Annotated in this window: 23 protein-coding genes and 1 tRNA gene; 13 read left to right on the top strand and 11 right to left on the bottom strand. The window is 72.0% G+C overall.

Annotated elements, in window-relative coordinates:
• Positions 1 to 67 precede the first annotated feature (67 nt).
• Entirely contained in the window at positions 68 to 700 is a 633-nt protein-coding gene (locus ACIA6C_RS20310; RefSeq protein ID WP_366080814.1) for an Lrp/AsnC family transcriptional regulator, read from the top strand.
• Here the strand turns inward: ACIA6C_RS20310 and ACIA6C_RS20305 are convergent.
• The 3 genes from ACIA6C_RS20305 to ACIA6C_RS20295 all read right to left on the bottom strand — a co-directional run bounded on the left by ACIA6C_RS20305 (position 681) and on the right by ACIA6C_RS20295 (position 3,889).
• On the bottom strand, positions 681 to 1,646 hold the full coding sequence (locus ACIA6C_RS20305) for an alpha/beta hydrolase (RefSeq protein WP_399277643.1): 966 nt from the start codon (positions 1,644 to 1,646) through the stop codon (positions 681 to 683). The two genes, ACIA6C_RS20310 and ACIA6C_RS20305, sit on opposite strands and share 20 nt — an antisense overlap.
• Before the next feature lie 75 nt (positions 1,647 to 1,721).
• Positions 1,722 to 2,312 (bottom strand): TetR/AcrR family transcriptional regulator, encoded by a 591-nt coding sequence (locus tag ACIA6C_RS20300; protein ID WP_361130658.1) that lies wholly within the window; start codon positions 2,310 to 2,312, stop codon positions 1,722 to 1,724.
• On the bottom strand, positions 2,309 to 3,889 hold the full coding sequence (locus ACIA6C_RS20295; protein ID WP_399277640.1) for a 3-hydroxyacyl-CoA dehydrogenase: 1,581 nt from the start codon (positions 3,887 to 3,889) through the stop codon (positions 2,309 to 2,311). Before ACIA6C_RS20295 ends, ACIA6C_RS20300 begins: the two co-directional genes overlap by 4 nt.
• A 202-nt stretch (positions 3,890 to 4,091) precedes the next feature.
• Here ACIA6C_RS20295 and paaN point away from each other — a divergent pair, with 202 nt between their 5' ends.
• Positions 4,092 to 5,774: a phenylacetic acid degradation protein PaaN gene (gene paaN, locus ACIA6C_RS20290; protein WP_399277638.1), complete on the top strand. Its 1,683-nt coding sequence runs from the start codon at positions 4,092 to 4,094 to the stop codon at positions 5,772 to 5,774.
• 38 nt (positions 5,775 to 5,812) lie between these two features.
• Here paaN and ACIA6C_RS20285 read toward each other — a convergent pair whose 3' ends face one another.
• From ACIA6C_RS20285 to ACIA6C_RS20275, 3 genes are read right to left on the bottom strand one after another with little or no spacing between them, the layout of a single operon-like run.
• Positions 5,813 to 6,580, bottom strand: a complete 768-nt coding sequence (locus ACIA6C_RS20285; RefSeq protein WP_399277636.1) for a TrmH family RNA methyltransferase — start codon at positions 6,578 to 6,580, stop codon at positions 5,813 to 5,815.
• Positions 6,581 to 6,637: 57 nt separating this feature from the next.
• Positions 6,638 to 7,792 carry an HTTM domain-containing protein gene (locus tag ACIA6C_RS20280; RefSeq protein ID WP_399277634.1) on the bottom strand — a complete coding sequence of 385 codons (1,155 nt, stop codon included), beginning with the start codon at positions 7,790 to 7,792 and terminating at the stop codon, positions 6,638 to 6,640.
• Entirely contained in the window at positions 7,777 to 8,451 is a 675-nt protein-coding gene (locus ACIA6C_RS20275; protein WP_399277632.1) for a DUF5819 family protein, read from the bottom strand. The genes ACIA6C_RS20280 and ACIA6C_RS20275 overlap by 16 nt, the downstream gene beginning before the upstream one ends.
• A 135-nt stretch (positions 8,452 to 8,586) precedes the next feature.
• Here ACIA6C_RS20275 and paaA point away from each other — a divergent pair, with 135 nt between their 5' ends.
• The 6 genes from paaA (at position 8,587) to ACIA6C_RS20245 (ending at position 13,694) form a co-directional block, all read left to right on the top strand.
• On the top strand, positions 8,587 to 9,681 hold the full coding sequence (paaA, locus tag ACIA6C_RS20270) for a 1,2-phenylacetyl-CoA epoxidase subunit PaaA (RefSeq protein WP_399277630.1): 1,095 nt from the start codon (positions 8,587 to 8,589) through the stop codon (positions 9,679 to 9,681).
• Positions 9,678 to 9,962, top strand: a complete 285-nt coding sequence (gene paaB, locus ACIA6C_RS20265; RefSeq protein WP_329196601.1) for a 1,2-phenylacetyl-CoA epoxidase subunit PaaB — start codon at positions 9,678 to 9,680, stop codon at positions 9,960 to 9,962. The genes paaA and paaB overlap by 4 nt, the downstream gene beginning before the upstream one ends.
• A gap of 62 nt (positions 9,963 to 10,024) precedes the next feature.
• Complete coding sequence (gene paaC, locus ACIA6C_RS20260; RefSeq protein ID WP_399278012.1) at positions 10,025 to 10,732, top strand: 1,2-phenylacetyl-CoA epoxidase subunit PaaC; 708 nt, start codon at positions 10,025 to 10,027, stop codon at positions 10,730 to 10,732.
• On the top strand, positions 10,726 to 11,253 hold the full coding sequence (gene paaD, locus ACIA6C_RS20255; RefSeq protein ID WP_399277627.1) for a 1,2-phenylacetyl-CoA epoxidase subunit PaaD: 528 nt from the start codon (positions 10,726 to 10,728) through the stop codon (positions 11,251 to 11,253). The genes paaC and paaD overlap by 7 nt, the downstream gene beginning before the upstream one ends.
• Complete coding sequence (locus tag ACIA6C_RS20250) at positions 11,254 to 12,423, top strand: 2Fe-2S iron-sulfur cluster-binding protein (protein WP_399277625.1); 1,170 nt, start codon at positions 11,254 to 11,256, stop codon at positions 12,421 to 12,423.
• Positions 12,424 to 12,551: 128 nt separating this feature from the next.
• On the top strand, positions 12,552 to 13,694 hold the full coding sequence (locus ACIA6C_RS20245; RefSeq protein WP_399277623.1) for an acyl-CoA dehydrogenase family protein: 1,143 nt from the start codon (positions 12,552 to 12,554) through the stop codon (positions 13,692 to 13,694).
• 22 nt (positions 13,695 to 13,716) lie between these two features.
• On the opposite strand, the gene ACIA6C_RS20240 is transcribed toward ACIA6C_RS20245, so the two are convergent.
• From ACIA6C_RS20240 to ACIA6C_RS20220, 5 genes are all read right to left on the bottom strand, one after another.
• Positions 13,717 to 14,061, bottom strand: coding sequence for a rhodanese-like domain-containing protein (locus ACIA6C_RS20240; RefSeq protein ID WP_361130686.1), 345 nt, complete (start codon positions 14,059 to 14,061; stop codon positions 13,717 to 13,719).
• Between the two features lie 81 nt (positions 14,062 to 14,142).
• Entirely contained in the window at positions 14,143 to 14,976 is an 834-nt protein-coding gene (locus tag ACIA6C_RS20235; protein ID WP_399277619.1) for a J domain-containing protein, read from the bottom strand.
• A gap of 185 nt (positions 14,977 to 15,161) precedes the next feature.
• On the bottom strand, positions 15,162 to 16,598 hold the full coding sequence (locus ACIA6C_RS20230) for a DUF2252 domain-containing protein (protein WP_399277617.1): 1,437 nt from the start codon (positions 16,596 to 16,598) through the stop codon (positions 15,162 to 15,164).
• Positions 16,599 to 16,789: 191 nt separating this feature from the next.
• Positions 16,790 to 17,317 (bottom strand): hypothetical protein, encoded by a 528-nt coding sequence (locus ACIA6C_RS20225; RefSeq protein WP_399277614.1) that lies wholly within the window; start codon positions 17,315 to 17,317, stop codon positions 16,790 to 16,792.
• A gap of 359 nt (positions 17,318 to 17,676) precedes the next feature.
• Positions 17,677 to 17,759: transfer RNA gene (locus tag ACIA6C_RS20220), tRNA-Leu, on the bottom strand.
• 292 nt (positions 17,760 to 18,051) lie between these two features.
• Between ACIA6C_RS20220 and ACIA6C_RS20215 the strand changes: the two genes are divergently transcribed.
• From ACIA6C_RS20215 to ACIA6C_RS20195, 5 genes are all read left to right on the top strand, one after another.
• Positions 18,052 to 18,876 (top strand): FhaA domain-containing protein, encoded by an 825-nt coding sequence (locus tag ACIA6C_RS20215; protein ID WP_399277612.1) that lies wholly within the window; start codon positions 18,052 to 18,054, stop codon positions 18,874 to 18,876.
• A gap of 10 nt (positions 18,877 to 18,886) precedes the next feature.
• Positions 18,887 to 19,387, top strand: a complete 501-nt coding sequence (locus tag ACIA6C_RS20210) for an FHA domain-containing protein (RefSeq protein ID WP_190185607.1) — start codon at positions 18,887 to 18,889, stop codon at positions 19,385 to 19,387.
• 147 nt (positions 19,388 to 19,534) lie between these two features.
• Entirely contained in the window at positions 19,535 to 20,998 is a 1,464-nt protein-coding gene (locus ACIA6C_RS20205; RefSeq protein WP_399277610.1) for a PP2C family protein-serine/threonine phosphatase, read from the top strand.
• Positions 20,999 to 21,029: 31 nt separating this feature from the next.
• Positions 21,030 to 22,454: an FtsW/RodA/SpoVE family cell cycle protein gene (locus tag ACIA6C_RS20200; RefSeq protein WP_366080799.1), complete on the top strand. Its 1,425-nt coding sequence runs from the start codon at positions 21,030 to 21,032 to the stop codon at positions 22,452 to 22,454.
• Entirely contained in the window at positions 22,451 to 23,914 is a 1,464-nt protein-coding gene (locus tag ACIA6C_RS20195; protein ID WP_366080798.1) for a penicillin-binding transpeptidase domain-containing protein, read from the top strand. The genes ACIA6C_RS20200 and ACIA6C_RS20195 overlap by 4 nt, the downstream gene beginning before the upstream one ends.
• Positions 23,915 to 24,067: the final 153 nt, after the last annotated feature.

Genomic DNA, 24,067 nt, shown 5'->3' with positions numbered 1-24,067 from the left:
TGTGGACAAAGTGGCGCCGGGGCCCTGGGATGGGTGCAGGACGTCCAGGAGAGGGAGGCAGTGGGCAATGCCGGATGAACAAATGGCCGCGGCGGGCTCCGCCGGGGGATCCGCACCGGTCCCGCCCGGAGGGGCCAAAGCGGCACCACCCGTACCGCCCGCCCCCTCCGGACCGCCGCCCGGTCCAGCCGCCGCGGCGCCCGTCCCGCCGCGGCCCCTGGATCCGATCGACCGCTCGATCCTGCGGCTGCTCCAGGCGGACGGCCGGGCGTCGATACGGTCGGTCGCTGAGCAGGTCCACGTGTCCCGGGCGAATGCCTACGCGCGGATCAACCGGCTGATCGACGACGGCGTCATCCAGGGCTTCACCGCCCGGGTGAACCACGAACGCGCAGGTCAGGGCGCATCGGCGTACATCACCTTGAAGATCGTCCAGAACTCCTGGCGCACGGTGCGCGAAAAGCTGCGCGAGCTGCCGGGCGCCGCGCACATCGCCCTGGTGAGCGGTGACTTCGACGTGCTCCTGCTGGTGCACACCCCGGACAACCGCACGCTGCGCGAGCTGGTCCTCACCCGCCTCCAGTCGATCCCGGAGGTCCTGTCCACCCGGACGCTGCTGGTGTTCGAGGAAACGGACCTGCTGGATCCCGGCCCGGTCGGCGGCCCGGCGCTCACCCCGCTCACCGAGGAACAGCCCTAGGAGGGGCAGCGGCCGCGGGCCTCAGGAGCGTCCGCAGCTCGCGGACGAGTTCCGCCACGGCGGCGTCCGCCGCGGGCGCGAGGGCCGCGTAGTCCACGAAGCCGTGGACGAGCCCGGGGTAGAGGTGCGAGCGCACCGTGACCCCGGCCTCCTCCAGGGCGCGGGCGTAGGCCAGGACCTGGTCCCGCAGCGGGTCGAACCCGCCGACGCCGATCACCGCCGGGGCCAGGGCCCGGTGGGACTCGGCGAGCAGCGGCGAGGCGCGGCCGTCGGCGGCCGTTCCGGGATCGTTGCCGACGTAGAGCAGGATGTCGTTCTCGATCGCGGCGGTGGTCATCCCGTAGCCGGTGGCGTTCTCCTCCATCGACGGGTAGCCGCCGCGGCCGGTGAGGTCGGTGACCGGGTACGCCAGCAGCTGAGCGGCGACGGGTGTGCCCGCGTCGCGCAGGGCCAGGGCCACGGCCGCGGCGAGGGTGGCGCCCGCGCTGTCCCCGGCGAGCGCGAACACGCCGCTGCCGCCGCCGAAGCGCTCGGGGTGGCCGGCGACGTCCCGGGCGACGGCGAGGCAGTCCTCGTAGGCCGCCGGGAACGGGTGCTCGGGCGCGAGCCGGTAGCCGACGGCGACCACGACCGCCTCCACGTCCCGGCACAGGCGGCGGCAGATCGCGTCGTGGGTGTCCAGGTCGCCCACGACGAAGCCGCCGCCGTGGCAGTAGACGACGGCCGGCGCGGGGCCCGGGGGCCGCGGCCGGTAGATCCGTACGGGGACCCCGGCGAGGGTGTCGTCCGCGACGGATCCCGCGGGCGGCGGCGCTTCGGGAGCGACGGCCCGCGCGAACTCACGGTGACGGGCGCGCCTCTCGGCGGCGCCCGGCAGCGGGACGGGCGCCGGCCCGTCGACGCCGAAGCGGTGCATGACTGCTGCGATGTCCGGGTCAAGGGCCATGTGGCCATCGTCGCGGCGACGGGCGGCGGGCGCCGCACGGAGGAGCCGTTCAGGTGGCGCCGCGCGCCCCGGCCGTCAGGTGGTGCTCGTGCGCAGCCCGTCGAAGGCCATGTGGACGACGGCGTCCGCGAGCTGGGAGTGGTCCGCGCCGGGGTAGGGGCGGTACCACTCGACCAGGGAGTTCACCATGCCGAACAGCAGCCGGGTGGCGAGCCGGCTGTCCACGTCGGTGCGCAGGTCGCCCTCCGCCGCGGCCGCCTTCAAGAGGTCGGCCACCGCGTGGTCGAACTCGCGGCGGCGCTCCAGCGCCCAGCGCTCGGTGCGCGTGTTGCCCCGTACCCGCAGCAGCAGCGTCACGTACGGCAGTTCGGCCAGCAGCACCTCGACCGTGCGCCGCGTGACGTACTCGACCCGCTCCACGGCGCGGCCGCGCAGCGCGCCCGGCTCCTCCAGGACGGCGAAGAGGCCGTCGAGGGCGCGGCTGACCGCCCGCCGGAGCAGCTCTTCCTTGCCCGCCACGTGGTGGTAGATCGAGGACTTGGAGATCCCCGCGGCCTTGGAGAGGTGCTCCATCGAGGTGCCGTCGTAGCCGCGCTCGTTGAAGACCTGGACCGCCACCGAGAGCAGCGTCTCGGGGGTGTACGTGTCACGCCTCGCGGTGGTCACCGGCCGCCCCCGTATCCCGCACCGTCGTCCTCGGCCGGGGCCCGGGCCTCGTCCTCGGCTGCGTACCGGGCCTCGTCCTCGGCCCCGTCCTCCGCGTAACCGAGTTTGAACAGCGCGAGGGAGGGCGCGTACCGGCCCCCCGGGCAGCGTTCGTCGAGGTGGTGCAGGAGGTCGTACGCCCAGTCGCGGCCGAGGCGCTCGTGCCAGGCGGACGGGCCCAGCGGGTAGTTGACCCCGAGCCGCATCGCGGTGTCGATGTCCTCGGCGGTGGCCACGCCACGCGCGACGGCGTCGGCGGTCAGGTCGATCAGCATCGCGACGGTGCGGGCGACGATCATGCCCGGGACGTCGCCGATGACGGAGACCTTCTTGCCGAGCTTCTGGAAGAGGCCGACGGCCTCCGCGAGGGTGCGCTCGCTGGTGTCCGCGCCGGTGGAGAGCGCGATCCGGGTGGCGTCCCGGTAGTCGAGCGCCAGGTCGAAGTAGACGACGTCCGTGAACTCGACGGAGGTCTTGCCGTCCGCGAGCACGAGCTGGCCCTCGCCGGGCAGCTGGATGTACGGGCCCCCCTGCCCGGTCGCCGTGACCGCGATCCCCGCCTCCTCCAGGAGGTCCACGAGAGCGGCGGCGGGGCCGAGGTCGCCGACGACGGTGACCTTGGCGGGGGCCTCCTCGGGACCGGCGGTGTGCGGCTGCGGAAGCAGGGCGTCCGGGCCGTACGGGAACCAGCCGTGCCCCGACTTGCGGCCGAGGCGGCCCGACTGGACCAGGCGCCGCTGCGCGAGCGAGGGGGTGAACTTGGGGCTGCGGAAGAAGGAGTCCCACACGGAGCGGGTGACGGCCTCGTTGACGTCCTGGCCGATCAGGTCGGTCAGCTCGAACGGGCCCATCGTGAAGCCGCCGCTCTCGCGGAGCACGGCGTCGATGGTCGCCGGGTCCGCGCCCTGCTCCTCGTACACCGCGAAGGCCTCGGCGTAGAAGGGGCGGGCGATCCGGTTGACGATGAAGCCGGGCGTATCGGCGCAGCGGACCGGGGTCTTGCCCCAGCCCAGGACGGTCTCGTACGCGCGCTCGGCGGCGGCCGGGTCGGTCGCGGATCCGCTGACCACCTCGACCAGCGGGAGCAGCGGGGCCGGGTTGAAGAAGTGCAGGCCGAGGAAGCGGCCGGGGTGGGCCATGCCGGCGGCGAGCTCGGTGACGGAGAGGGAGGAGGTGTTGGTCGCCAGCAGGGCGTCCGGCGAAACCACCCCTTCGAGTGAGGCGAAGAGCCCCTGCTTGACGGAGATGTCCTCCACGACGGCCTCGATGACGAGGGCGGCGTCGGCCAGCTCGGAGAGGGCCTGGGCCGCGTTGATCCGGCCGTTCGCCCCGTCCGCCTCGGTCCGTTCCAGCCGGCCCTTGGCGGCCAGCCGCTCGATCCGTTCGCGGACCTGCTCGACCCCGTCGCGGGCCGCGCGGGCGTCGATGTCGTGGATCAGCACGCGGTGACCTGCGAGAAGGGCGACCTGGGCGATGCCCTGCCCCATGGTGCCGGCGCCGATGACCGCCACTGTGCGGGACCGCTCGATTGCTGTCATGACCCGATCCTCCCGCACCGACTTATCCACAGGCTTGCCGGGCCCTCTTGTCCCGACCGATCGTTCGGTTACTCTAACTCGTGTCTGCTCTTCTTCACCCGCCCTTGCCCGATCCGGTTCCCCCGGTCCGCACTTCGTGACTGCGTGCCCGACCGTGCGAACCAGCGTGATCCCGCCCGGCTCAACGAGGAGTTGGTCCCTGATGGCCGCCGAGCCCACCGTCCCCCAGCTGTCCGAGAAGCACCGGCCCACCTTGGACCAGGCGCTCGCGGCCATCCGCAGCCGCGCGTACTGGTCCCCGCATCCGGAGCACCCCAAGGCCTACGGGGAGAACGCCCCGGCCGAGGGCCTCGCGGCGTTCGAAGCCGTCCGCGGCACCCGGTTCGACCTCGACCAGCCCGGCACCGACGGCTGGACCGGCGGAGAGGTGTCGCCGTACGGCCCCGAGCTCGGCGTCGAGTACCCGCACGCCGACCCGGACGTGCTGCTGCCCGCGATGCGGGCCGGCATGGGCGCCTGGCGGGACGCGGGCCCCGAGACCCGCGCGCTGGTCTGCATCGAGATCCTGTCCCGGATCTCCGCGCGGACGCACGAGTTCGCGCACGCCGTCATGCACACCAGTGGCCAGGCCTTCATGATGGCGTTCCAGGCGGGCGGTCCCCACGCCCAGGACCGCGGCCTGGAGGCGATCGCCTACGCCTACGAGGAGCAGACCCGCGTCCCGGCGCAGGCGGGCTGGTCCAAGCCGCAGGGCAAGAAGGACCCGCTGGAACTCGGCAAGACCTTCACCGCCGTGCCGCGCGGCATCTCCCTGATGATCGGCTGCAACACCTTCCCGACCTGGAACGGCTACCCGGGGCTCTTCGCCTCCCTGGCCACCGGCAACCCCGTCCTGGTCAAGCCGCACCCGCGCGCGGTGCTTCCGCTGGCGCTGACGGTCCGGGTGGCGCGCGAGGTGCTCGCCGAGGCCGGCTTCGACCCGAACCTGGTCGCGCTGGCGGTCGAGCGTCCGGGCGAGGGCATCGCCAAGACGCTCGCGCTGCGCCCCGAGATCAAGCTGATCGACTACACCGGGTCGACGTCCTTCGGCGAGTGGCTGGAGACCAACGCCCGCCAGGCGCAGGTGTACACGGAGAAGGCGGGCGTCAACACCGTCGTCGTCGACTCCACCGACAACTACAAGGGCATGCTGTCGAACCTCGCGTTCTCGCTGTCCCTGTACAGCGGCCAGATGTGCACCACCCCGCAGAACCTGCTGATCCCGCGGGACGGCATCGAGACGGACGCCGGCCACAAGACGTACGACGAGGTCGTCTCCGACCTCGCGGCCTCCGTCGGGGGCCTGCTCGGCGACGACGCCCGGGCCAACGCCCTGCTGGGCGCGCTGGTCAACCCGGACGTGAAGGCCCGGCTGGAGGCGGCGGCCGGCCTGGGAGAGGTCGCTCTGGCCTCGCGGGAGGTCGCGAACCCGGAGTTCCCGGACGCGGTGGTCCGCACCCCGGTGATGGTGAAGCTGGACGGCTCCAAGCCGGACGACTCCGCGCCGTACCTGTCGGAGTGCTTCGGCCCGGTGTCGTTCGCGGTGGCGGTCGACTCGACGGCGGACGCGCTGGAGCTGCTGCGCCGTACGGTCCGGGAGAAGGGCGCGATGACGGTCGGCGCGTACACGACGTCCGCGGACACCGAACGGGCCATCGAGGAGGTCTGCCTGGAGGAGTCGGCGCAGCTGTCGCTGAACCTGACCGGCGGGGTCTTCGTGAACCAGACCGCGGCGTTCTCCGACTTCCACGGCTCGGGCGGCAACCCCGCGGCCAACGCGGCGCTCTGCGACGGCGCGTTCGTCGCGAACCGCTTCCGCGTGGTGGAGGTCCGCCGCCAGGGCTGAGCCTGGTCACCGCAGGCCTGAGCCCGGACGCCGCCGGGCTAAGCCCGGCCGGTGTGGGGCCCGCCCCAGTGGAAGAGGGTCATGGCCACGCTGGTGGCCAGGTTGTAGCTGGACACCTGCGGCCGCATCGGCAGGGACACCAGGTGGTCGGCCCGGGCGCGCAGCTCGGGGGAGATGCCGTGGCGTTCGGAGCCGAAGGCGAGCAGGGCGTCGTCGGGAAGGGTGAGGGCGCGGATGTCCTCGCCCTCCGGGTCGAGCGCGTACAGCGGCCCGGGGGGCAGGGTGTCGAGCTCCACCCGGTCGACGGTGGTGGCGTAGTGCAGTCCGGCCCCGGCGCGCACCACGTTGCTGTGCCAGGGGTCGAGGTCGCCGCGGGTGACGACGCCGGTGGCTCCGAAGCCGGCGCCCAGCCGGACGACCGCTCCGACGTTGCCGAGGTTGCGGGGGTTGTCCAGTACGACGACCGGCGCGGACCGGGGCATCCGCTCCAGTCGGGCCCGCCCCTCGGCGCGGTCGGGCCGGACCGCCAGGGCCGCGACCCCGGTGGGGTGCACCCGGCTCAGCAGCGTGCGCAGCTCCGCCTCGGCGACCAGCCGGGCCACCTCCGCCTCCACGTCCGGGGCCAGTTCGGCGGCGAGGGCCCGCACCGCGGCGGGGTCGTCGGCGATCACGGCCCGGACGTCGGCGCCGAAGCGCAGGGCGTGCTTGAGCGCGTGGAACCCGTCGAGGAGGACGAGGTCCTCCCGCCCGGCGGCCTCCCGCCAGGCCCGCGCCGCCTCATCGCCCCCACCACGCTGCTCACTCATACCGCCGACCCTACGGCCCCGCCCGCCGGCCTTCCGCAGCGGCGGGCTCCCGTACCGTCAGCGCCCCACGGCTCCGGCCTCGGCCAGCTCCACAGGTGCCGGCCGGCCGCGGCGGACCCGTACGACCGCGACGCGGGCGCCCAGCCACACCAGGAACCCCGTCGGCAGGAACACCGCATCGGCCGCGATCATCGCCATCGAGAAGAACGGCAGCCCCAGCACCACCGCGATCCCCAGGTGCTCCAGCATCATCATCGCCAGCAGCACGTTCTTGATCCGCCGGTTGAACAGCGTGAACGGAAAGGCGACCTGTACCGCCACCGTCCCGTACGTCAGCAGCATCACCACCGTCCCGCTGGCCGCCAGCAGCGCCGAAAGCCCCGGCCACGGGGTGAAGTAGTCCAGCCCCAGCGGGTAGTACAGCGCCGTCCCGTCCTGCCAGCGGGACCCCTGGATCTTGTACCAGCCGGCCGTCGCGTAGATCAGGCAGACCTCCGCCATGATCACCAGCATCCCCGCGTTGTGCAGCAGGTTCGCCAGGACGTCGAGGAGCGCCCGCCCCTCGCCCTCGGGGGCGTACCGCCCGGCGAGCCACCACACCCCCGCCGTCACCCACAGCGCCCCGAAGGCCGCCGCCCACAGCGCGTCGAACCGCCCGGCCAGGGTCCCGTAGGCGAACACCGCACCCAGCACGCCCCACAGCACCGGCCCCCACGCGCCCGTCCCGCCCCGCTCCGCCCTCCGCGCGTCCAGCGACCACACCTGCGCGCACCGCGTCAGCACCAGGTAGATCGCCATGAGGTGGATGACGTTGTCCCCGCCGTCCCCCATGAACACGCTGCGGTTCTGGAGCGAGAGCACCCCCACCATGAACACCACGGACGTCGCCCGCGTCCGCCAGCCCAGCAGCAGCAGCGCGCTCGCGAGCACGGAAACGAGGTACACGGCCTCGAACCACCACGTCGCGTCCGTCCACATCAGCACAGTGAACGCGTGGTTCGTGGCGATCAGCCGCTTCGCGAGCGCCCAGCTCCAGGGCCCGTCCGGCCCGTACAGCTCGTGCCGGTTCGGGAACTCGCGCAGCAGGAAGAAGAGCCACGTACCGGCGAAGCCGATCCGTACGACCGCGCTCTGGTAGGGGCCGAGCGCCTCCCCGGTGACCCTCGCCAGGCCCCGCCGGGCCGCGGCCCGTGCCTTCAGAGCGTCCACCACGGCAGCTCCCGGTAGTACGTCTGGGTGTCGGTGCGCTCCGCGCTCCACTTCGGCGCCGCGACCGCCCTCGTCGCCGAGCGCAGCTGGATCCGTACGATGCGGTCGCCGCCGTGCTGCCACCCGGCCAGCCGGTCCGCGGCGATCCGCCGCAGGTAGGCCTCCGAGAGGTCGCCGCGTTCGCCGTTCGGCTTGTTGTCGTCGTCGTGGGAGCCGGTGAAGAAGTCCCAGGCCCGCCGGAGCTCGTTCTGCCGGGTGTGGCTCGGCAGCAGGTCGTGCCGGATGGCCGCGCCGTCCTCGGCCGACAGGTCGCGCCAGTCGCTGGTGGTCAGGTCGCCGTCGGCCGTCCGCAGCTGGGCCCGTACCTGGACCGCGATGTTCTGCTGGAGCGGGTTGGGCGCGAAGAGCTTCCAGTTCTGTTCGAACTCGGGATAGATCCAGCCGTCGACGGTCGCCGCGTGGCGTTTGCTGACCGTGTTGGGCGGCGCGACGTGCAGGAAGACGAACGCCAGGTGAGCGCAGGCCGCCACGGCGATCGCGCCGAGGGCCGCCGCCGCGAGCACGCGGTACGGGGTGGAGAGGCCGGCGATTCCGGGGGCGCGGGCCGCCGTGACGGGCGGCGGCAGGGCCTGTCCCACGGGCTTTCGCTCGTTCGAATCCATCGCGTCCCGATCGTCCGGCGTCCACAGGGTTGCCCACAGAGGTTGACACCCTACGGGCCGTCGTCTCACCATTGAAGAGGATGAACCGAACGATCGGTCGGTCGGGCGGGAAGCAGACTCTGACAGGGGGCCGGGATGGTCACAGTGACCCCGGAATCTGGGCAGGAAACAGGCCCGGGCACGGGTCCCGCGCAGGCGGGGCACGGAGCCCCGGGCGAGGCCGGCGTTCTCGGCACGCAGCTCGCGGCCGCGTTCGACGCCGCCGTGGCGGCGGACGAGCGCGTCGAGCCGCGTGACTGGATGCCCGACGAATACCGCGCCTCCCTGGTCCGCCAGATGGCCCAGCACGCCCACTCCGAGATCATCGGAATGCAGCCCGAGGCCAACTGGATCACCCGCGCACCCTCGCTGCGCCGCAAGGCGATCCTGATGGCCAAGGTCCAGGACGAGGCCGGACACGGCCTGTACCTGTACAGCGCGGCCGAGACCCTCGGCACCAGCCGTGACGAGCTGCTCGACAAGCTCCACTCGGGGAAGCAGAAGTACTCCTCGATCTTCAACTACCCCACCCTGACCTGGGCGGACGTCGGTGCGATCGGCTGGCTCGTGGACGGGGCGGCCATCACCAACCAGGTGCCGATCTGCCGCTGCTCGTACGGTCCGTACGCGCGCGCCATGGTCCGCATCTGCAAGGAGGAGTCCTTCCACCAGCGCCAGGGGTACGAGCTGCTCCTGGCCCTGTCGAAGGGCACCGAGGCCCAGCACGCCATGGCACAGGACGCCGTCGACCGGTGGTGGTGGCCTTCGCTGATGATGTTCGGCCCGCCGGACGGGGAGTCGGCGCATTCGGCGCAGTCGATGGCCTGGCGGATCAAGCGCCACTCGAACGACGAACTGCGTCAGCGCTTCGTGGACATCGCCGTGCCGCAGGCCGAGTCGCTGGGGCTGACCCTGCCCGACCCGGACCTCAAGTGGAACGAGGAGCGCGGGCACTACGACTTCGGCGCGATCGACTGGGCCGAGTTCTGGGACGTGCTCAAGGGCAACGGCCCCTGCAACGAACAGCGCCTCAGCCAGCGGCGCACGGCCCACGAGGAAGGCGCCTGGGTACGGGACGCCGCCGCGGCGTACGCGGCGAAGCACGCGCGGCAGGCCGGCCGCCCGGCGGACGGCACCACCGCAGAGCACGCCGGACACACGGCGACGAACCACGAGGAGACACAGGCATGACGCAGAACTGGCCGCTGTGGGAGGTGTTCGTCCGCTCGCGGCGCGGCCTCTCGCACACGCACGCGGGAAGCCTGCACGCCCCGGACGCGGAGATGGCCCTGCGCAACGCCCGTGACCTCTACACGCGGCGCAGCGAAGGCGTCTCGATCTGGGTGGTGCCCTCCACCGAGATCACCGCCTCCTCGCCGGACGAGCGGGACCCGTTCTTCGCCCCTTCCGCCGACAAGCCCTACCGGCACCCCACCTTCTACGAGATCCCCGAGGGGGTGCGCCACCTGTGACCAGCAACGCGACCAGCGGTGCGACCGCTGCGCCCGAAGCCGCCGCGACCGGCGCGGATGCCGTGCGGGCGGCCGCCATCGCCCTCGGGGACGACGCGCTGATCCTCTCCCACCGCCTCGGCGAATGGGCGGGCCACGCGCCCGTCCTGGAAGAAGAGGTGGCCCTCGCCAACATCGCCCTCGACCTGCTCGGCCAGGCCCGCCTGCTGCTGTCCATGGCGGGCGACGAGGACGAGCTGGCGTTCCTGCGCGAGGAGCGCTCCTTCCGCAACCTCCAGCTGGTCGAGCGGCCCAACGGCGATTTCGCCCACACCATCGCCCGACAGCTCTACTTCTCGCTCTACCAGCACGAGCTGTACACGGAACTGGCGGCCGGCGACGGACCGTTCGCGCCCCTGGCCGCCAAGGCCGTGAAGGAGACCGCGTACCACCGCGACCACGCCGAGCAGTGGACGCTGCGGCTGGGCGACGGCACGCAGGAGAGCCGGGCCCGGATGCGGGCCGCGCTGGACGCCCTGTGGAAGTACACCGGCGAGATGTTCCAGCCGGTCGACGGACTCGAAGGCGTCGAGTGGGCCGCCCTGGAAGAGCGCTGGCTGGCCGCCCTCGGAGCGGTCCTGGAGCGCGCCGGCCTCACCCTGCCCGAGGGACCGCGTACGGGAGCCTGGGCGGCGGGCGCCGGCCGGCAGGGGCTGCACACCGAACCGTTCGGCCGGATGCTGGCGGAGATGCAGCACCTGCACCGCAGCCATCCGGGGGCGTCATGGTGACCGACGCGGCCCCCGGTACGGGAACGGCCGCCGGAATGACCCGCCTGGAGGCGGAGCTGGCCGAGCTGGCCGGCTCCGTCCCCGACCCGGAGCTGCCCGTCCTCACCCTGGCCGAGCTCGGCGTCATGCGCGGGGTGCGGATGCATGAGGACGGCCACGCCGAGGTCCTCCTCACCCCCACCTACACCGGCTGCCCGGCGATCGAAGCCATGTCCGCCGACATCCGCCAGGCCCTGACCGGGCACGGCATCCCCGATGTGCGGGTGACCACCGTGCTGGCCCCGGCCTGGTCGACCGACGACATCAGCGCCGAAGGCCGGCGCAAGCTCGCCGAGTTCGGCATCGCCCCGCCCCGCCCGCACTCCGCGGGCGGCCCGGTCCCGCTGACGCTGTCGGTCCGCTGTCCGCACTGCGGATCGACCGACACCGAACTGCTCAGCCGGTTCTCCTCCACCGCGTGCAAGGCGCTGCGCCGCTGCGTCGCCTGCCGTGAACCGTTCGACCACTTCAAGGAGCTGTAAATGGCCGTGCCGCCGCCGTCGCCCACGCAGTCGTCCCCGGTGGGGGCGGCGCGTCCCGCGCGCCACGGCGCTTTCCACGCCCTCACGGTGGCGGCGGTCGACCGGCTCACCGACGACTCGGTGGCCCTGACCCTGCGGGTGCCCGAGGAGCTGCGGGCCGAGTACCGGCACGCGCCGGGCCAGCACCTGACGCTGCGCCGCAGCACCCCCCAGGGCTCCGAGGTCCGCCGTACCTACTCGATCTGCTCGCCCGCCCCGGGCGAGGCGGGCCCCTGCCTGCTGCGGGTCGGCGTGCGGCTGGTGGAGGGCGGCGAGTTCTCTACCTTCGCGCACAAGGAGATCGCCGCCGGGGACGTCCTCGACGTGATGGTCCCGGCCGGACGGTTCGTCCTGGACCCGGCCGCGGCGCCGGCCGCCGCGCACTACGCGGCGATCGTCGGCGGCAGCGGCATCACCCCGGTGCTGTCGATCGCCGCCTCCCTGCTGGCTGCCCGTCCCGATGCCCGCTTCTGCCTGGTGCGCAGTGACCGTACGGCGGCCTCGACGATGTTCCTGGAGGAGGTCGCCGACCTCAAGGACCGCTACCCCGACCGGTTCCAGCTCGTCACCGTGCTGTCCCGGGAGGAGCAGGAGGCCGGGCTGCCGTCCGGCCGGCTGGACGAGCAGCGGCTGAGCACCCTGCTGCCGGCGCTGCTGCCCGTGGCGGAGGTGACGGGGTGGTTCCTGTGCGGCCCGTACGGTCTGGTGCAGGGCGCGGAGCGGGCGCTGAAGGCCCTCGGCGTCGTACGGGGCCGGGTCCATGAGGAGATCTTCCACGTCGAGGACACCGCGCCGCAGGCCCCCGAGGACACCGCGCCGCAGGCCGTCGTGCGCGCCCCGTCGGCCGCCGCCTCACGGGGCCGGGTCACCGCCCGTCTCGACGGCCGGTCGGGCACCTGGCCGGTCCAGGACGGGGAGTCCCTGCTGGATGCCGTGCTGCGGAACCGCGCGGACGCCCCGTACGCCTGCAAGGGCGGGGTCTGCGGGACCTGCCGGGCGTTCCTGGTGTCGGGCGAGGTGCGGATGGAGCGCAACTTCGCGCTGGAGGAGGAGGAGACGGAGGCCGGGTTCGTGCTGGCCTGCCAGTCCCACGCGGTGACGGAGGAAGTGGAGATCGACTTCGACCGCTGACCGGTCGGCCCTCTCGGAGGCTGTGCTTTTCACCGGCGCTGCTCTATCTTGACGCTCCGTCAGATCGGCGCAGGATCGGCGCAGTCGTTGAACCGGCACGGTCCGGTGGGCACCCGGGAGGACTGGCAGTGGACTTCACCTTCACCGAGGAGCAGCAGGCCGCCGTCGAAGCGGCCGGGGCCGTGTTCGCGGGTGTCTCGCCGGACGGTGTCCCGAGCCCCGCGCTCACCCCGCGAGCGGTGGCCGACGACTTCGACCGGCCGCTGTGGGCCCGTCTGGCCGGGTCCGACCTGCTGAGCCTGGTCCTGGCCGAGGAACACGGCGGGGCCGGGCTGGACGCCATCGCGCTCTGCCTGGTGCTGCGCGAGGCGGCGAAGGTACTGGCCCGGGTACCGCTGCTGGAGCACTGCGCCACCGCCATGGCGGTACAGGCACACGGCGGCCGGGAACTGGCCGCCGCCCTGCTTCCCGGGGCCGGCCGAGGAACGCTCGTCCTCACCGCCGCCGCGCACGGCCGCACCGGCCACGATCCGGCCGAACTCGCCGTGACCGCCCGGCCCGACGGCTCGCAGTGGGTCCTGAACGGGGTCCAGACCTCCGTCCCCTGGGCCCAGAGCGCCGACTGGATCGCCGTACCCGCCCATACCGGGGAGGGAGCGGCGGTCCTCGCGCTGCTTCCCCGTGTCACCGAGGGGCTGACCCTCGCGGACCAGTACTCCACCAGCGGCGAGCGGCTCGCCCACATCACACTGGACGGGGTGCGAGTGCCCGGCACCCACCTCATCGACGACCCGGCGGCCTGGGAGCTGCTCCACCTGCTGCTGGCGACCGGAACCTGCGCCCTCGCACTGGGTCTCGGCGAGGCCGCGCTGGCCATGACCAGTCAGTACACCGGCAAACGCGAGCAGTTCGGCTTCCCCGTCGCCACCTTCCAGGCTGTCGCCGTGCAGGCAGCGGACCGGTACATCGACCTACGGGCCATGGAGGTCACCCTCTGGCAGGCGGCCTGGAGGCTGGAGAGCGCGGCAGCGGGCGCGGGGGGCCCGCTGCCGGTCGCCGGCGATGTCGCGGTGGCCAAGATCTGGGCCTCCGAGGGCGTACGACGGGTCGTACAGACCGCCCAGCACCTCCACGGCGGCTTCGGCGCCGACACCGACTATCCCCTGCACCGCTACCACGCCTGGGCCAAGCAGCTGGAGCTCCAGCTCGGGCCGGCCGCCGCCCACGAGGAGACCCTGGGAGACCTCCTGGCCGCCCACCCCCTCGCCTGACCGGCGCGCTACCGGGCCCAGCTCAGAGCACGAAGGGCGGGTTGCCGTTCTCGCTGACCATCGGGCGGCTGGCGCCGTCCCAGGCCTGCATGCCGCCGTCGATGTTCACGGCATCGATGCCCTGACGCACGAGGTACTGGGTGACCTGCGCGGAACGCCCGCCGACCCGGCACATCACGTGCACCCGGCCGCCGTCCTCGATGGCCTCGGTGAGCTCGCCGAAGCGGGCCACGAAGTCACTCATCGGGATGTGCAGTGCGCCCTCGACATGCCCGGCCGCCCATTCGTCGTCCTCACGGACGTCCAGGACAAAGCCTTCGGAGGGCACCTCGGCGGCACCCACCGAGGGAAGCGGTCCGAAGTTCATACGTTGCCTTCTCTCGTCACGGATCCGGATCCCAACCTATACCGGCCGGGACACGCGCCACCCGCCCGAGCCGTCGCGCCCTTACTGCGCCCCGGTCAGCCCCGCCAGTTCCCTCTCCCGCTCGGAGACCTGGGCCAGCAGCTGCTCCGCGATCTCCTCCAGCAGTCGGTCCGGGTCGTCCGGAGCCATCCGCAGCATCGACCCGATCGCGCTCTCCTCCAGCTCCCGCGCGACCACCGCCAAGAGCTCCTTGCGCCGCGCCAGCCACTCCAGCCGGGCGTAGAGCTCCTCGCTCTCGCTCGGCCGCGCCTCCTCCGGCGCCGGGCCCGCCGCCCACTCCTGCGCCAGCTCACGCAGCAGGGTTTCCTCGCCCCGCGCGTACGCCGCGTTGACCCGGGAGATGAACGTGTCCCGCCGTGCCCGTTCGGCTTCGTCCTGGGCGAGGTCGGGATGCGCCTTGCGCACCAGCTCGCGGTACAGCCGGCGCACCTCCTCCGTCGGACGCACCCGCTCGGGCGGCCGCACCGTACGGTCGGTGAGCATCGCGGAGGCGTCGTCGGAGATCCCGTCGGAGCCCATCCAGTCGTGGAACAACTCGTCGACCCCGGGCATCGGCATCACCAGCGACCGCGCATCACGGGCCCGCCGAAGATCATCGGGATCGCCGGTCCGCGCCGCCTTCGCCTCGGCGATCAGCGCGTCCAGCTCATCGAGCCGCGAGTACATGGGGCCGAGCTTCTGGTGGTGCAGCCTGGAGAAGTTCTCCACCTCCACCCGGAAGGTCTCCACCGCGATCTCGAACTCGATCAGCGCCTGCTCCGCGGCACGCACCGCCCGGTCAAGGCGGGCCTCGGGCCGCTCGTCGCCGGAGTCGGCGGACTCTGGGGGGACTGTCTGCTCCGTGTGCTCGCTCACCCGGCCAGCCTAAGGCCCGCCCGCCCCGGCGGGCGTTGCGTGTTTCACGTGAAACATCCACCGGTTTCACGTGAAACATCCAACGCCGTCCCGGAAACACCCGAGGCCGCCCCGGCGGCAGCGCCGGGGGCCGCCCCGGCCACGGCGTCCGGCCGACGGGCCCCGGAGTGGGACGGACCGTACCCTCAGACGCCGAACTCGGCCGCGATCCGACCCGACCGGACCGCCGCCACCAGATAGGCATGGTCGGCCTCGCTCCGGTCCGCGTAGGCCACGGCAAAGGCGGCCATGGCCTCGTCCAGCTCCTCGTTCTTGCCGCAGTACCCAGCGAGCACCCGCGGATCGGCACTGTGCGCGTGGGCGCGGGCCAGCAGGGCGCCGGTCATCCGCCCGTAGTCGTCGATCTGCTCAGGGGCGAGCGCCGCCGGGTCCACACTGCCCTTGCGGTTGCGGAACTGGCGGACCTGATAGGGACGCCCCTCCACGGTGGTCCAGCCCAGCAGGATGTCGGAGACCACCTGCATCCGCTGCTGTCCGGCCACCACACGGCGGCCTTCGTGCTCCTCCTCCGGCGCGTGGAAGCCCAGCGCGGGCAGGTGCGGCAGCAGCACCGAAGGCCGAGCCTCCTTCACCTGGAGCACGAGGGGCTCTCCCCGGTGGTCCAGCAGCAGCACCACGTACGAGCGGGTGCCCACGCTCCCGGTGCCCACCACGCGGAACGCCACGTCGTGGATGGCGTACCGGGCCAGCAGGGGCAGCCGGTCTCCTTGCAGGGTGTTCAGGTACGGACCCAGCGAGGCGGCCACGGCGGCCGCCTCTTCGTCGCCTACCCGGCGCAGGACCGGCAGGGCGTCCACGAAACGCCGGAACCCGTCGGGGCCTGCCTGCGTCGACTTGGCCGCGAACCGGGCCGAGGTGTTGTTGCGGGCCTTCTCCGAGACCCGTTCCAGGGTCCCCAACAGGTCCCGGGCATCGGTGTGCGAGACCAGTTCTTCGTCCGCGATGGCGTTCCACGCGTCGAGCGCCGGCAGCTTCGCCAGCAGCCGCATGGTCCGCCGGTAGGCGCCCACCGCGTCCAGTGCGGCCGCCCGGCAGGTGTCCTCGTCCGCCCCCGCCACCCGGCCGGCCAGCACCAGCGAGGTCGCCAGCCGCTTCACGTCCCACTCCCACGGACCGAAGACGGTCTCGTCGAAGTCGTTCAGGTCGATGACGAGCCGGCCGCGCGCGTCCCCGTAGAGGCCGAAGTTCGCCGCATGCGCGTCGCCGCAGATCTGCGCGCCGACGCCGGTCACCGGGCCGCCGGACAGGTCGTGCGCCATCAGACCGGCCGCGCCCCGCAGGAAGGCGAAGGGGTTCGCGGCCATGCGGCCCACGCGGATCGGCGTGAGTTCCGCGACCCGTCCGACGTTGGACTCCTCGACCGCGCGCACGGCGTCGGGCCGTCCGGCCGGGGCCTCGAACCGCGCGTGCGCCGAGCGCGGCACGCGCACCCGCAGCGCCTTGCCCGTCTCCTTGGCCGAGCCCGCCACGACCCGCGGCGCGAATCCGGCGACCCGCGGTATCCGTCCGGCTCCCGTCGCCGGTTCCGCTCCCACTGCCTGCTCAGCCGGTACCGCCACCATGCGTGCCGCCCCCACCCGTAACTGCCGTACTTCTCGGCCAACATCAAATGATCCGGCCTGACCGTACCGACAGCCCGCCACCCCTGACCAGCAGGGCGCCCGGACCGGGCCCCCACACCCCGCCCCGGTCCCGCCCGGCCGGGTCACCCACCGGCCAGACCACGGCCCGGCCAGGCCTCACCCAGCCCCGGTCACGCCCCCGCCCGGTCCGGATCCGAGTCCTGTGCGGCGGCCCGGCCCGCCGCCTCCCTGATCAGCCTCGCGGCGTCGGCGGGACGGTCGGCACAGAACCGCACCCGCCGGGCCATGACGCTCCCACCCCGCCGCAGCCGCACCTCCACGGGCGGGTCGAGGACGAGCACCACGGTGGTGGCGCTGCTGACGGAACACGCCACGCCCTCCCCGTCGTCCGGCGACCCGCGCAGCCCGTGCCCCACGGTCAGCCCGTGCTCGGCCCGGGCGCCCACCACCCGCGACAGCGGCAGGCTCAGCTCCCGAAACGGCCCGGTCCGCAGCCGCAGCACCCGCGCGTCCAACAGGTGCGGGGTACGGGCGGTCATCGCCCCGAAGCCGGCGCACAGGACGAGGGCGCACCCGACCCACAGCAGGTGCAGCACCCGGTACGCGGCCGGGACCATCGCGTCGACGACGACTTCGACGACGAGGTCCGCCGCGGCCACCGCCCAGACCACGAAGCGGGCGTCCGCGGAATGGGACATCGCCCGGCACCCCCCGGGCACCGCCACCGGCTCCCGCCGCAGCCAACCCGCCAGGTCCCTCAGCAGCGTCCACAGCCACTGCGCGGCCGATCGCCCCGCCGTTCCCCCACCATCCGCTCCCATGCCCCCACCCTGCCCGCAGCGCAGCCGCGTCCGGGGCTCACGGATGTCACCGGTTTCCGTGCACGGTGCACGGCGCCGCCATGACGTACGTCACCGGCGGTTCGGCGCCTGACGCTCCCTCAGCGGCCCGCAGGCACGGGCCGAGCGTCCGAGGGCAAAGCAAAACGGCCGCCATCGCTTTCACGATGACGACCGTTTCGTCGTTGCCAAGAACACCGTTTCATCGGTGTCCTCAGTGGGCGAGGGGGGATTTGAACCCCCACGTCCCGAAGGACACTGGCACCTGAAGCCAGCGCGTCTGCCGTTCCGCCACTCGCCCGAGCAGCTCCCCAGCGGTTCTTCCCTTTCGGGCCGTTCCCCTGGCGACGTCGAAACATTAGCACGTCGGACGGGGTGGAATCACATCGCTTCCCGACCGTCCGCCACCACCGCCACGACGGTCCCCTCCCGCACTGTGCTCCCGGTGCGGGACACTGTCCCTGGAGCGCCCCTACGATCCTTGTGAGGACCAACACTCCTGTGCACGGGACCGGAGGGGAACCACCCGAATCCGCCACGCGTGGATACGATCAGTAAGCAGTACAGGGCGACAACGACGGAGGAGGTGCCCCATGGGAGTTCTGAAGCGGTTCGAGCAGCGACTCGAAGGTCTGGTGAACGGCACCTTCGCCAAGGTCTTCAAGTCCGAAGTCCAGCCGGTGGAGATCGCCGGAGCCCTCCAGCGCGAGTGCGACAACAACGCCACGATCTGGAACCGCGAGCGGACCGTCGTCCCCAATGACTTCATCGTGGAGCTCAGCTCCGGCGACTACGAGCGCCTGAGCCCCTACTCCGGGCAGCTCGGCGACGAGCTCGCGGGCCTCGTCCGCGACTACGCCAAGCAGCAGCGCTACAGCTTCATGGGCCCCATCAAGGTGCACCTGGAGAAGGCCGACGACCTGGACACCGGTCTCTACCGCGTCCGCAGCCGGACCCTCGCCTCCAGCACCTCCCAGTCGGCCGGCCCCCAGGGCCAGGCGCCCCAGAACCCGCAGCAGGGCGGATACGGGTACCCCCCGGTCGCCGCCCCGCCCATGCCGAGCGCCCCGCCGCCCGGCGGTCCCGCGGCGCGCCGCGGCGGTCCCGGGCCGGGAGCGGGGCCCGGCGCCCCGGGCACCACGCGCCGCTGGATCGAGATCAACGGCACCCGCCACCAGATCTCGCGCCCCACGCTCGTACTCGGCCGAAGCACCGAGGCCGATGTGCGGATCGACGACCCCGGCGTATCGCGCCGGCACTGTGAGATCCGGACCGGAACGCCCCCGACGATCCAGGATCTCGGGTCCACCAACGGCATCGTGGTGGACGGGCAGCACACCACCCGCGCTACGCTCCGCGACGGCTCGCGGATCGTCGTGGGCAGCACCACCATCATTTACCGGCAAGCCGAAGGGTGAAGCGGGGGCAATGTCAGAGCTGACCCTGACGGTCATGCGGTTGGGTTTCCTGGCCGTTCTGTGGCTGTTCGTCATCGTGGCCGTCCAGGTCATCCGCAGCGACCTGTTCGGAACGAGAGTCACGCAACGCGGCTCCCGCCGGGGCGGCGGCGCAGGCGGTGCCCCGCAGCAGACGGGGCGCCAGAGCGCGCCCCCGCAGCAGCGGCAGCGCCGCGGGGCGCCCACCAAACTCGTCGTGTCCGAGGGCACCCTCACGGGCACCACGGTCGCCCTGTCCGGGCAGACGATCACCCTGGGCCGCGCCCACGACTCCACGATCGTGCTGGACGACGACTACGCGTCCAGCCGTCATGCCAGGATCTACCCCGATACCGACGGCCAGTGGATCGTCGAGGATCTCGGGTCCACCAACGGCACCTATCTCGACCGGACCCGGCTGACCACCCCGACGCCCATCCCGCCGGGCGCCCCGATCCGCATCGGCAAGACCGTCATCGAGCTGCGGAAGTAGTACGAGAATGAGCGAGCGGAGCGAGCGAGCCGCAGCGGTCCGTCCCACCGGGGACACGGACCCGCGCGCGCTCCCGACCGGAGGGTGGGCAGTGTGGCTCGTCGAGACCGGTTGTACCCGGAGGCAGCGTCGACAGGGCAGGTGCGCATGAGTCTGTCCCTGCGGTTCGCCGCCGGATCGCACAAGGGCATGATCCGCGAGGGCAACGAGGACTCCGGTTACGCCGGCCCCCGCCTCCTCGCGATCGCCGACGGCATGGGCGGCCAGGCCGCCGGCGAAGTCGCCAGCTCCGAGGTGATCTCCACCCTCGTACAGCTCGACGACGACGTCCCGGGCTCCGACATCCTCACCGCGCTCAGCGTCGCCGTGCAGCGCGCCAACGACCAGTTGCGCGTCATGGTCGAGGAAGACCCGCAGCTGGAGGGCATGGGCACCACCCTGACCGCCCTCCTGTGGACCGGCCAGCGCCTCGGCCTCGTCCACGTCGGCGACTCCCGCGCCTACCTCCTGCGCGACGGCGTCCTCACGCAGATCACCCAGGACCACACCTGGGTGCAGCGCCTCGTCGACGAGGGCCGCATCACCGAAGAGGAAGCCACCACACACCCGCAGCGCTCGCTGCTCATGCGGGCCCTGGGCAGCGGCGACATCGTCGAGCCGGACCTGTCCATCCGCGAGGTCCGGCCCGGCGACCGCTACCTCATCTGCTCGGACGGGCTGTCCGGCGTCGTCTCCCACCAGACCCTGGAGGAGACCCTCGCCGACTACCACGGCCCGCACGAGACGGTGCAGTCCCTGATCCAGCTCGCCCTGCGCGGCGGCGGCCCGGACAACATCACCTGCATCGTGGCCGACGTCCTCGACACCGACAGCGGCGACACCCTCGCCGCCCAGCTGAACGACACCCCCGTGGTCGTCGGCGCGGTCGCCGAGAACCAGCACCAGCTCTTCGACGGCAACGCCATGCAGACCCCGGCCGGCCGGGCCTCCGGTCTCGGCCGCCCGGCCGCCCCGCCCGCGGGCGCCTTCGGCCCTCCCGGCAGCGGCGACAACCCCGGCTACGGATACCCCGACCAGAGCCAGGGCGGCGGCTACGGCAGCTTCGGCGACGCCGACGGCGGCGCCTACGACGCCGACTCCGGCTACGAGGACACGTACGACAAGCCCCGCAGGCGCCGCGGCAAAGGGCGCCGGTGGACCACCCGCACCCTGATCCTGCTGCTCGTCGCCGGTGTGGTCGGCGGGGGCGTGTACGCCGGGCACCGCTGGACCCAGACCCAGTTCTACGTCGGCGTCAAGGACGACCACGTCGCGCTGTACCGGGGCATCAGCCAGAACCTCGCCTGGATCCACCTCTCACAGGTGGAGACGGACCACCCCGACATCGAACTCAAGTACCTGCCGTCCTTCAAGCGCAAGCAGGTCCAGGCCACGATCGGCGAAGGCAGCCTCGACGGAGCCCGCAAGAAGATCGACGAGCTCGGCGCCCAGGTGTCCGCCTGCAAGAAGGACGAAGCCCGCCGCGCCGCCGAGGCGCAGAACAGCCCGACACCCGGCCCCGGCCTGACTCCCGCGGAGCAGCAGCTGGCCGGCCAGTGCGAAAAGCCCTAGCCACACGCGGGCACAGGGGGCCTGCCACACCATGAGCGTTGTCACCAACACGACCACCATCGGCGCCATCGAGCTGCCGAGCCGGCGGAACACCGAGCTGCTGCTGCTCGCGTTCGCCGTGGTCATCCCGATCTTCGCCTACGCCAACGTGGGCCTGTCGATCCACGGCAAGCTGCCCCCGGGCATGCTCACCTACGGGCTCGGCCTCGGCGTGCTCGCCGGTCTCGCGCACCTCGTGGTGCGCCGCTACGCCAAGTACGCCGACCCGTTGCTGCTGCCGATCGCCACGCTGCTCAACGGGCTCGGGCTCGTGATCATCTACCGGCTCGACCAGTCCGAGCGGCTCCAGAACCTGGCCAAGCGCCAGTTCGGTGCCTTCACCGAGTCCGCGCCCCGGCAGATGATGTACACGGCGCTCGCTCTCGCCCTGTTCGCCGTGGTGCTGCTGGTCCTCAAGGACCACCGCGTGCTCCAGCGGTTCACGTACATCTCGATGGCGGCCTCGCTGGTGCTGCTGATCCTTCCCGTCGTCCCGGGCCTGGGCGCCGACGTCTTCGGCGCGAAGATCTGGATCAGCGTCGGCGGCTTCTCCATCCAGCCCGGCGAGTTCGCGAAGATCGTGATCGCGATCTTCTTCGCCGGATACCTGATGGTGAAGCGGGACGCCCTGGCCCTGGCCAGCCGCCGCTTCATGGGCCTCTACCTGCCGCGCGGCCGTGACCTCGGCCCGATCCTGATGATCTGGGCGATGAGCCTGCTCGTCCTCATCTTCGAGAACGACCTCGGCACCTCGCTGCTCTTCTTCGGCATGTTCGTGATCATGCTGTACGTGGCCACCGAGCGCACCAGCTGGATCGTGATCGGTCTTCTCATGTCGGTCGGCGGCGCCGTCGTCGTCGGCACCACCGCCAGCCACGTCAAGGTCCGCGTCACCGCCTGGCTCGACCCCTTCGCCTGCTACAGCAAGTCCGGCGCCTGCGAGCAGGTCGGCCAGTCGATCATGAGCTTCGGTTCCGGCGGTGTCCTCGGCACCGGCTGGGGACAGGGCAACTCCGACCTGATCGGCTTCGCCGCCAACTCCGACTTCATCTTCTCCACCGTCGGCGAGGAACTCGGCCTCTCCGGCGTCATGGCCTTCCTGCTGCTCTACGGCCTGATCATCGAGCGCGGCGTCCGCACCGCACTCGCCGCCCGCGACCCGTTCGGCAAGCTCTTCGCCATCGGCCTCTCCGGCGCGTTCTCCCTCCAGATCTTCGTCGTCGCCGGCGGAGTCATGGGCCTCATCCCCCTCACCGGCATGACCATGCCCTTCCTCGCCTCCGGCGGTTCCTCCGTCCTGGCGAACTGGGTCCTCATCGCCATCCTCATCCGGATCAGCGACACCGCACGCCGCCCCGCCCCGGCCCCCGCCCCGTCCCCCGACTCCGAGATGACCCAGGTGGTCCGACCGTCATGAACAAGCCCCTGCGCCGCATCTCGCTGTTCTGCGGGCTGCTCGTCCTCGCGCTGCTGATCCGCACGAACTGGCTGCAGTACGTCCAGGCCGAGGAACTCAGCACCCGCAAGGAAAACCGCCGGGTCCAGATCGCCCAGTACGCCACCGAACGCGGCAACATCATCGTCGAGGGGCAGCCCGTCACCGGCTCCGCCGTGACCGACGGCAGCGACTTCAAGTACAAGCGGACGTACATCGACGGCCCCCTGTGGGCGCCCGTCACCGGCTACGCCTCGCAGGCCTTCGGCTCCACGCAGCTGGAGAACATCGACGACGGCATCCTCACCGGCAACGACGACCGGCTCTTCTTCGACCGCACCATCGGCATGTTCACCGGCGAGAAGAAGCAGGGCGGCAACGTCGTCACCACCCTGAACGCCGCCGCCCAGAAGGCCGCCTACCAGCAGCTCGGCACCAAGAAGGGCGCCGTCGCGGCGATCGACCCGCGGACCGGCGCCATCCTGGCCCTGGTCAGCACCCCGTCCTACGACCCGTCCAAGTTCGCCGGGTTCTCCAAGGACGACGGGAAGGCCTGGCGCGAGCTCAACGACAGCGAGGACAAGAACCTCGTCAACCGCGCCCTGCGCGAGACGTACCCGCCCGGCTCCACCTTCAAGGTCGTCACGGCCTCCGCGGCCCTGGAGAACGGTGTCGTCACGGACATCGACGCACCCACGGACACCCCCGAGCCGTACATCCTGCCGGGCACCAAGACCCCGATGGTCAACCACGCCTCCGGTTGCGAGAAGTCCAGTCTGAACAACGCGCTGCGGGTCTCCTGCAACTCGGTCTTCGCGAACGTGGGTGACAAGGTCGGCCGCGACAAGATGGTCGACATGGCCCAGAAGTTCGGGTTCAACAGCACCATCGACACTCCCGTCCGCGCCTTCGCCAGCGTCTATGACAAGACCATGGGCAGGGACGGGAACGCGCAGAGCTCCATCGGGCAGTTCAACACCGCCGCCACCCCGCTGCAGATGGCCATGGTCACCGCGGGCATCGCCAACGACGGCAAGCTGATGAAGCCGTACATGGTCGACCAGCTGACCGCGCCCAACCTGGACGTGATCGAGAAGCACGAGCCGCAGGAGATGAGCCGGCCCCTCTCCGCTGCGAACGCGCAGAAGGTCCAGCAGATGATGGTCAACGTCGTCGAGAACGGCACCGGCACCACGGCCAAGATCAAGGGCGTGACCGTCGGCGGCAAGACCGGCACCGCGCAGCACGGCGAGAAGAACGCCAAGCGCCCCTACGCCTGGTTCATCTCCTACGCCAAGCTGCCCGACGGTTCCTCCCCCGTCGCCGTCGCCGTCGTCATCGAGGACAGCTCCGCCGACCGTGAGGACATCACCGGTGGCGGTCTCGCTGCACCGGTCGCCAAGGCGGTCATGGAAGCCGTTCTGAAGAACAACAAGGGATGAGGAAAGAAGACAGGATCCGAGCGCTCGGTACCGGTCTCGTATCAGCCTGTGGTCACGAGACGATCACTCCCGATCGGCCGGTAGCCTTTGCGCGAACAGCACACCGCCGGACCACACACCGGTGCGGTCGGGACTGACGGAGAGGGCTGCAAG

Source organism: Streptomyces sp. NPDC051578 (genome assembly GCF_044454045.1).
Taxonomy (GTDB): domain Bacteria; phylum Actinomycetota; class Actinomycetes; order Streptomycetales; family Streptomycetaceae; genus Streptomyces.
The sequence above is the reverse complement of the archived record's forward strand: the minus strand, read 5'-3'. Positions and strand labels throughout refer to the sequence as shown.

Coding starts and splice junctions, on each gene's coding strand:
- ACIA6C_RS20310 (WP_366080814.1), top strand. CDS start 68: ATGCCGGATGAACAAATGGCCGCGGCGGGCTCCGCCGGGGGATCCGCA.
- ACIA6C_RS20305 (WP_399277643.1), bottom strand. CDS start 1,646: ATGGCCCTTGACCCGGACATCGCAGCAGTCATGCACCGCTTCGGCGTC.
- ACIA6C_RS20295 (WP_399277640.1), bottom strand. CDS start 3,889: ATGACAGCAATCGAGCGGTCCCGCACAGTGGCGGTCATCGGCGCCGGC.
- paaN (WP_399277638.1), top strand. CDS start 4,092: ATGGCCGCCGAGCCCACCGTCCCCCAGCTGTCCGAGAAGCACCGGCCC.
- ACIA6C_RS20285 (WP_399277636.1), bottom strand. CDS start 6,580: ATGAGTGAGCAGCGTGGTGGGGGCGATGAGGCGGCGCGGGCCTGGCGG.
- ACIA6C_RS20275 (WP_399277632.1), bottom strand. CDS start 8,451: ATGGATTCGAACGAGCGAAAGCCCGTGGGACAGGCCCTGCCGCCGCCC.
- paaA (WP_399277630.1), top strand. CDS start 8,587: ATGGTCACAGTGACCCCGGAATCTGGGCAGGAAACAGGCCCGGGCACG.
- paaB (WP_329196601.1), top strand. CDS start 9,678: ATGACGCAGAACTGGCCGCTGTGGGAGGTGTTCGTCCGCTCGCGGCGC.
- paaD (WP_399277627.1), top strand. CDS start 10,726: ATGGTGACCGACGCGGCCCCCGGTACGGGAACGGCCGCCGGAATGACC.
- ACIA6C_RS20250 (WP_399277625.1), top strand. CDS start 11,254: ATGGCCGTGCCGCCGCCGTCGCCCACGCAGTCGTCCCCGGTGGGGGCG.
- ACIA6C_RS20240 (WP_361130686.1), bottom strand. CDS start 14,061: ATGAACTTCGGACCGCTTCCCTCGGTGGGTGCCGCCGAGGTGCCCTCC.
- ACIA6C_RS20230 (WP_399277617.1), bottom strand. CDS start 16,598: ATGGTGGCGGTACCGGCTGAGCAGGCAGTGGGAGCGGAACCGGCGACG.
- ACIA6C_RS20225 (WP_399277614.1), bottom strand. CDS start 17,317: ATGTCCCATTCCGCGGACGCCCGCTTCGTGGTCTGGGCGGTGGCCGCG.
- ACIA6C_RS20215 (WP_399277612.1), top strand. CDS start 18,052: ATGGGAGTTCTGAAGCGGTTCGAGCAGCGACTCGAAGGTCTGGTGAAC.
- ACIA6C_RS20210 (WP_190185607.1), top strand. CDS start 18,887: ATGTCAGAGCTGACCCTGACGGTCATGCGGTTGGGTTTCCTGGCCGTT.
- ACIA6C_RS20205 (WP_399277610.1), top strand. CDS start 19,535: ATGAGTCTGTCCCTGCGGTTCGCCGCCGGATCGCACAAGGGCATGATC.
- ACIA6C_RS20200 (WP_366080799.1), top strand. CDS start 21,030: ATGAGCGTTGTCACCAACACGACCACCATCGGCGCCATCGAGCTGCCG.
- ACIA6C_RS20195 (WP_366080798.1), top strand. CDS start 22,451: ATGAACAAGCCCCTGCGCCGCATCTCGCTGTTCTGCGGGCTGCTCGTC.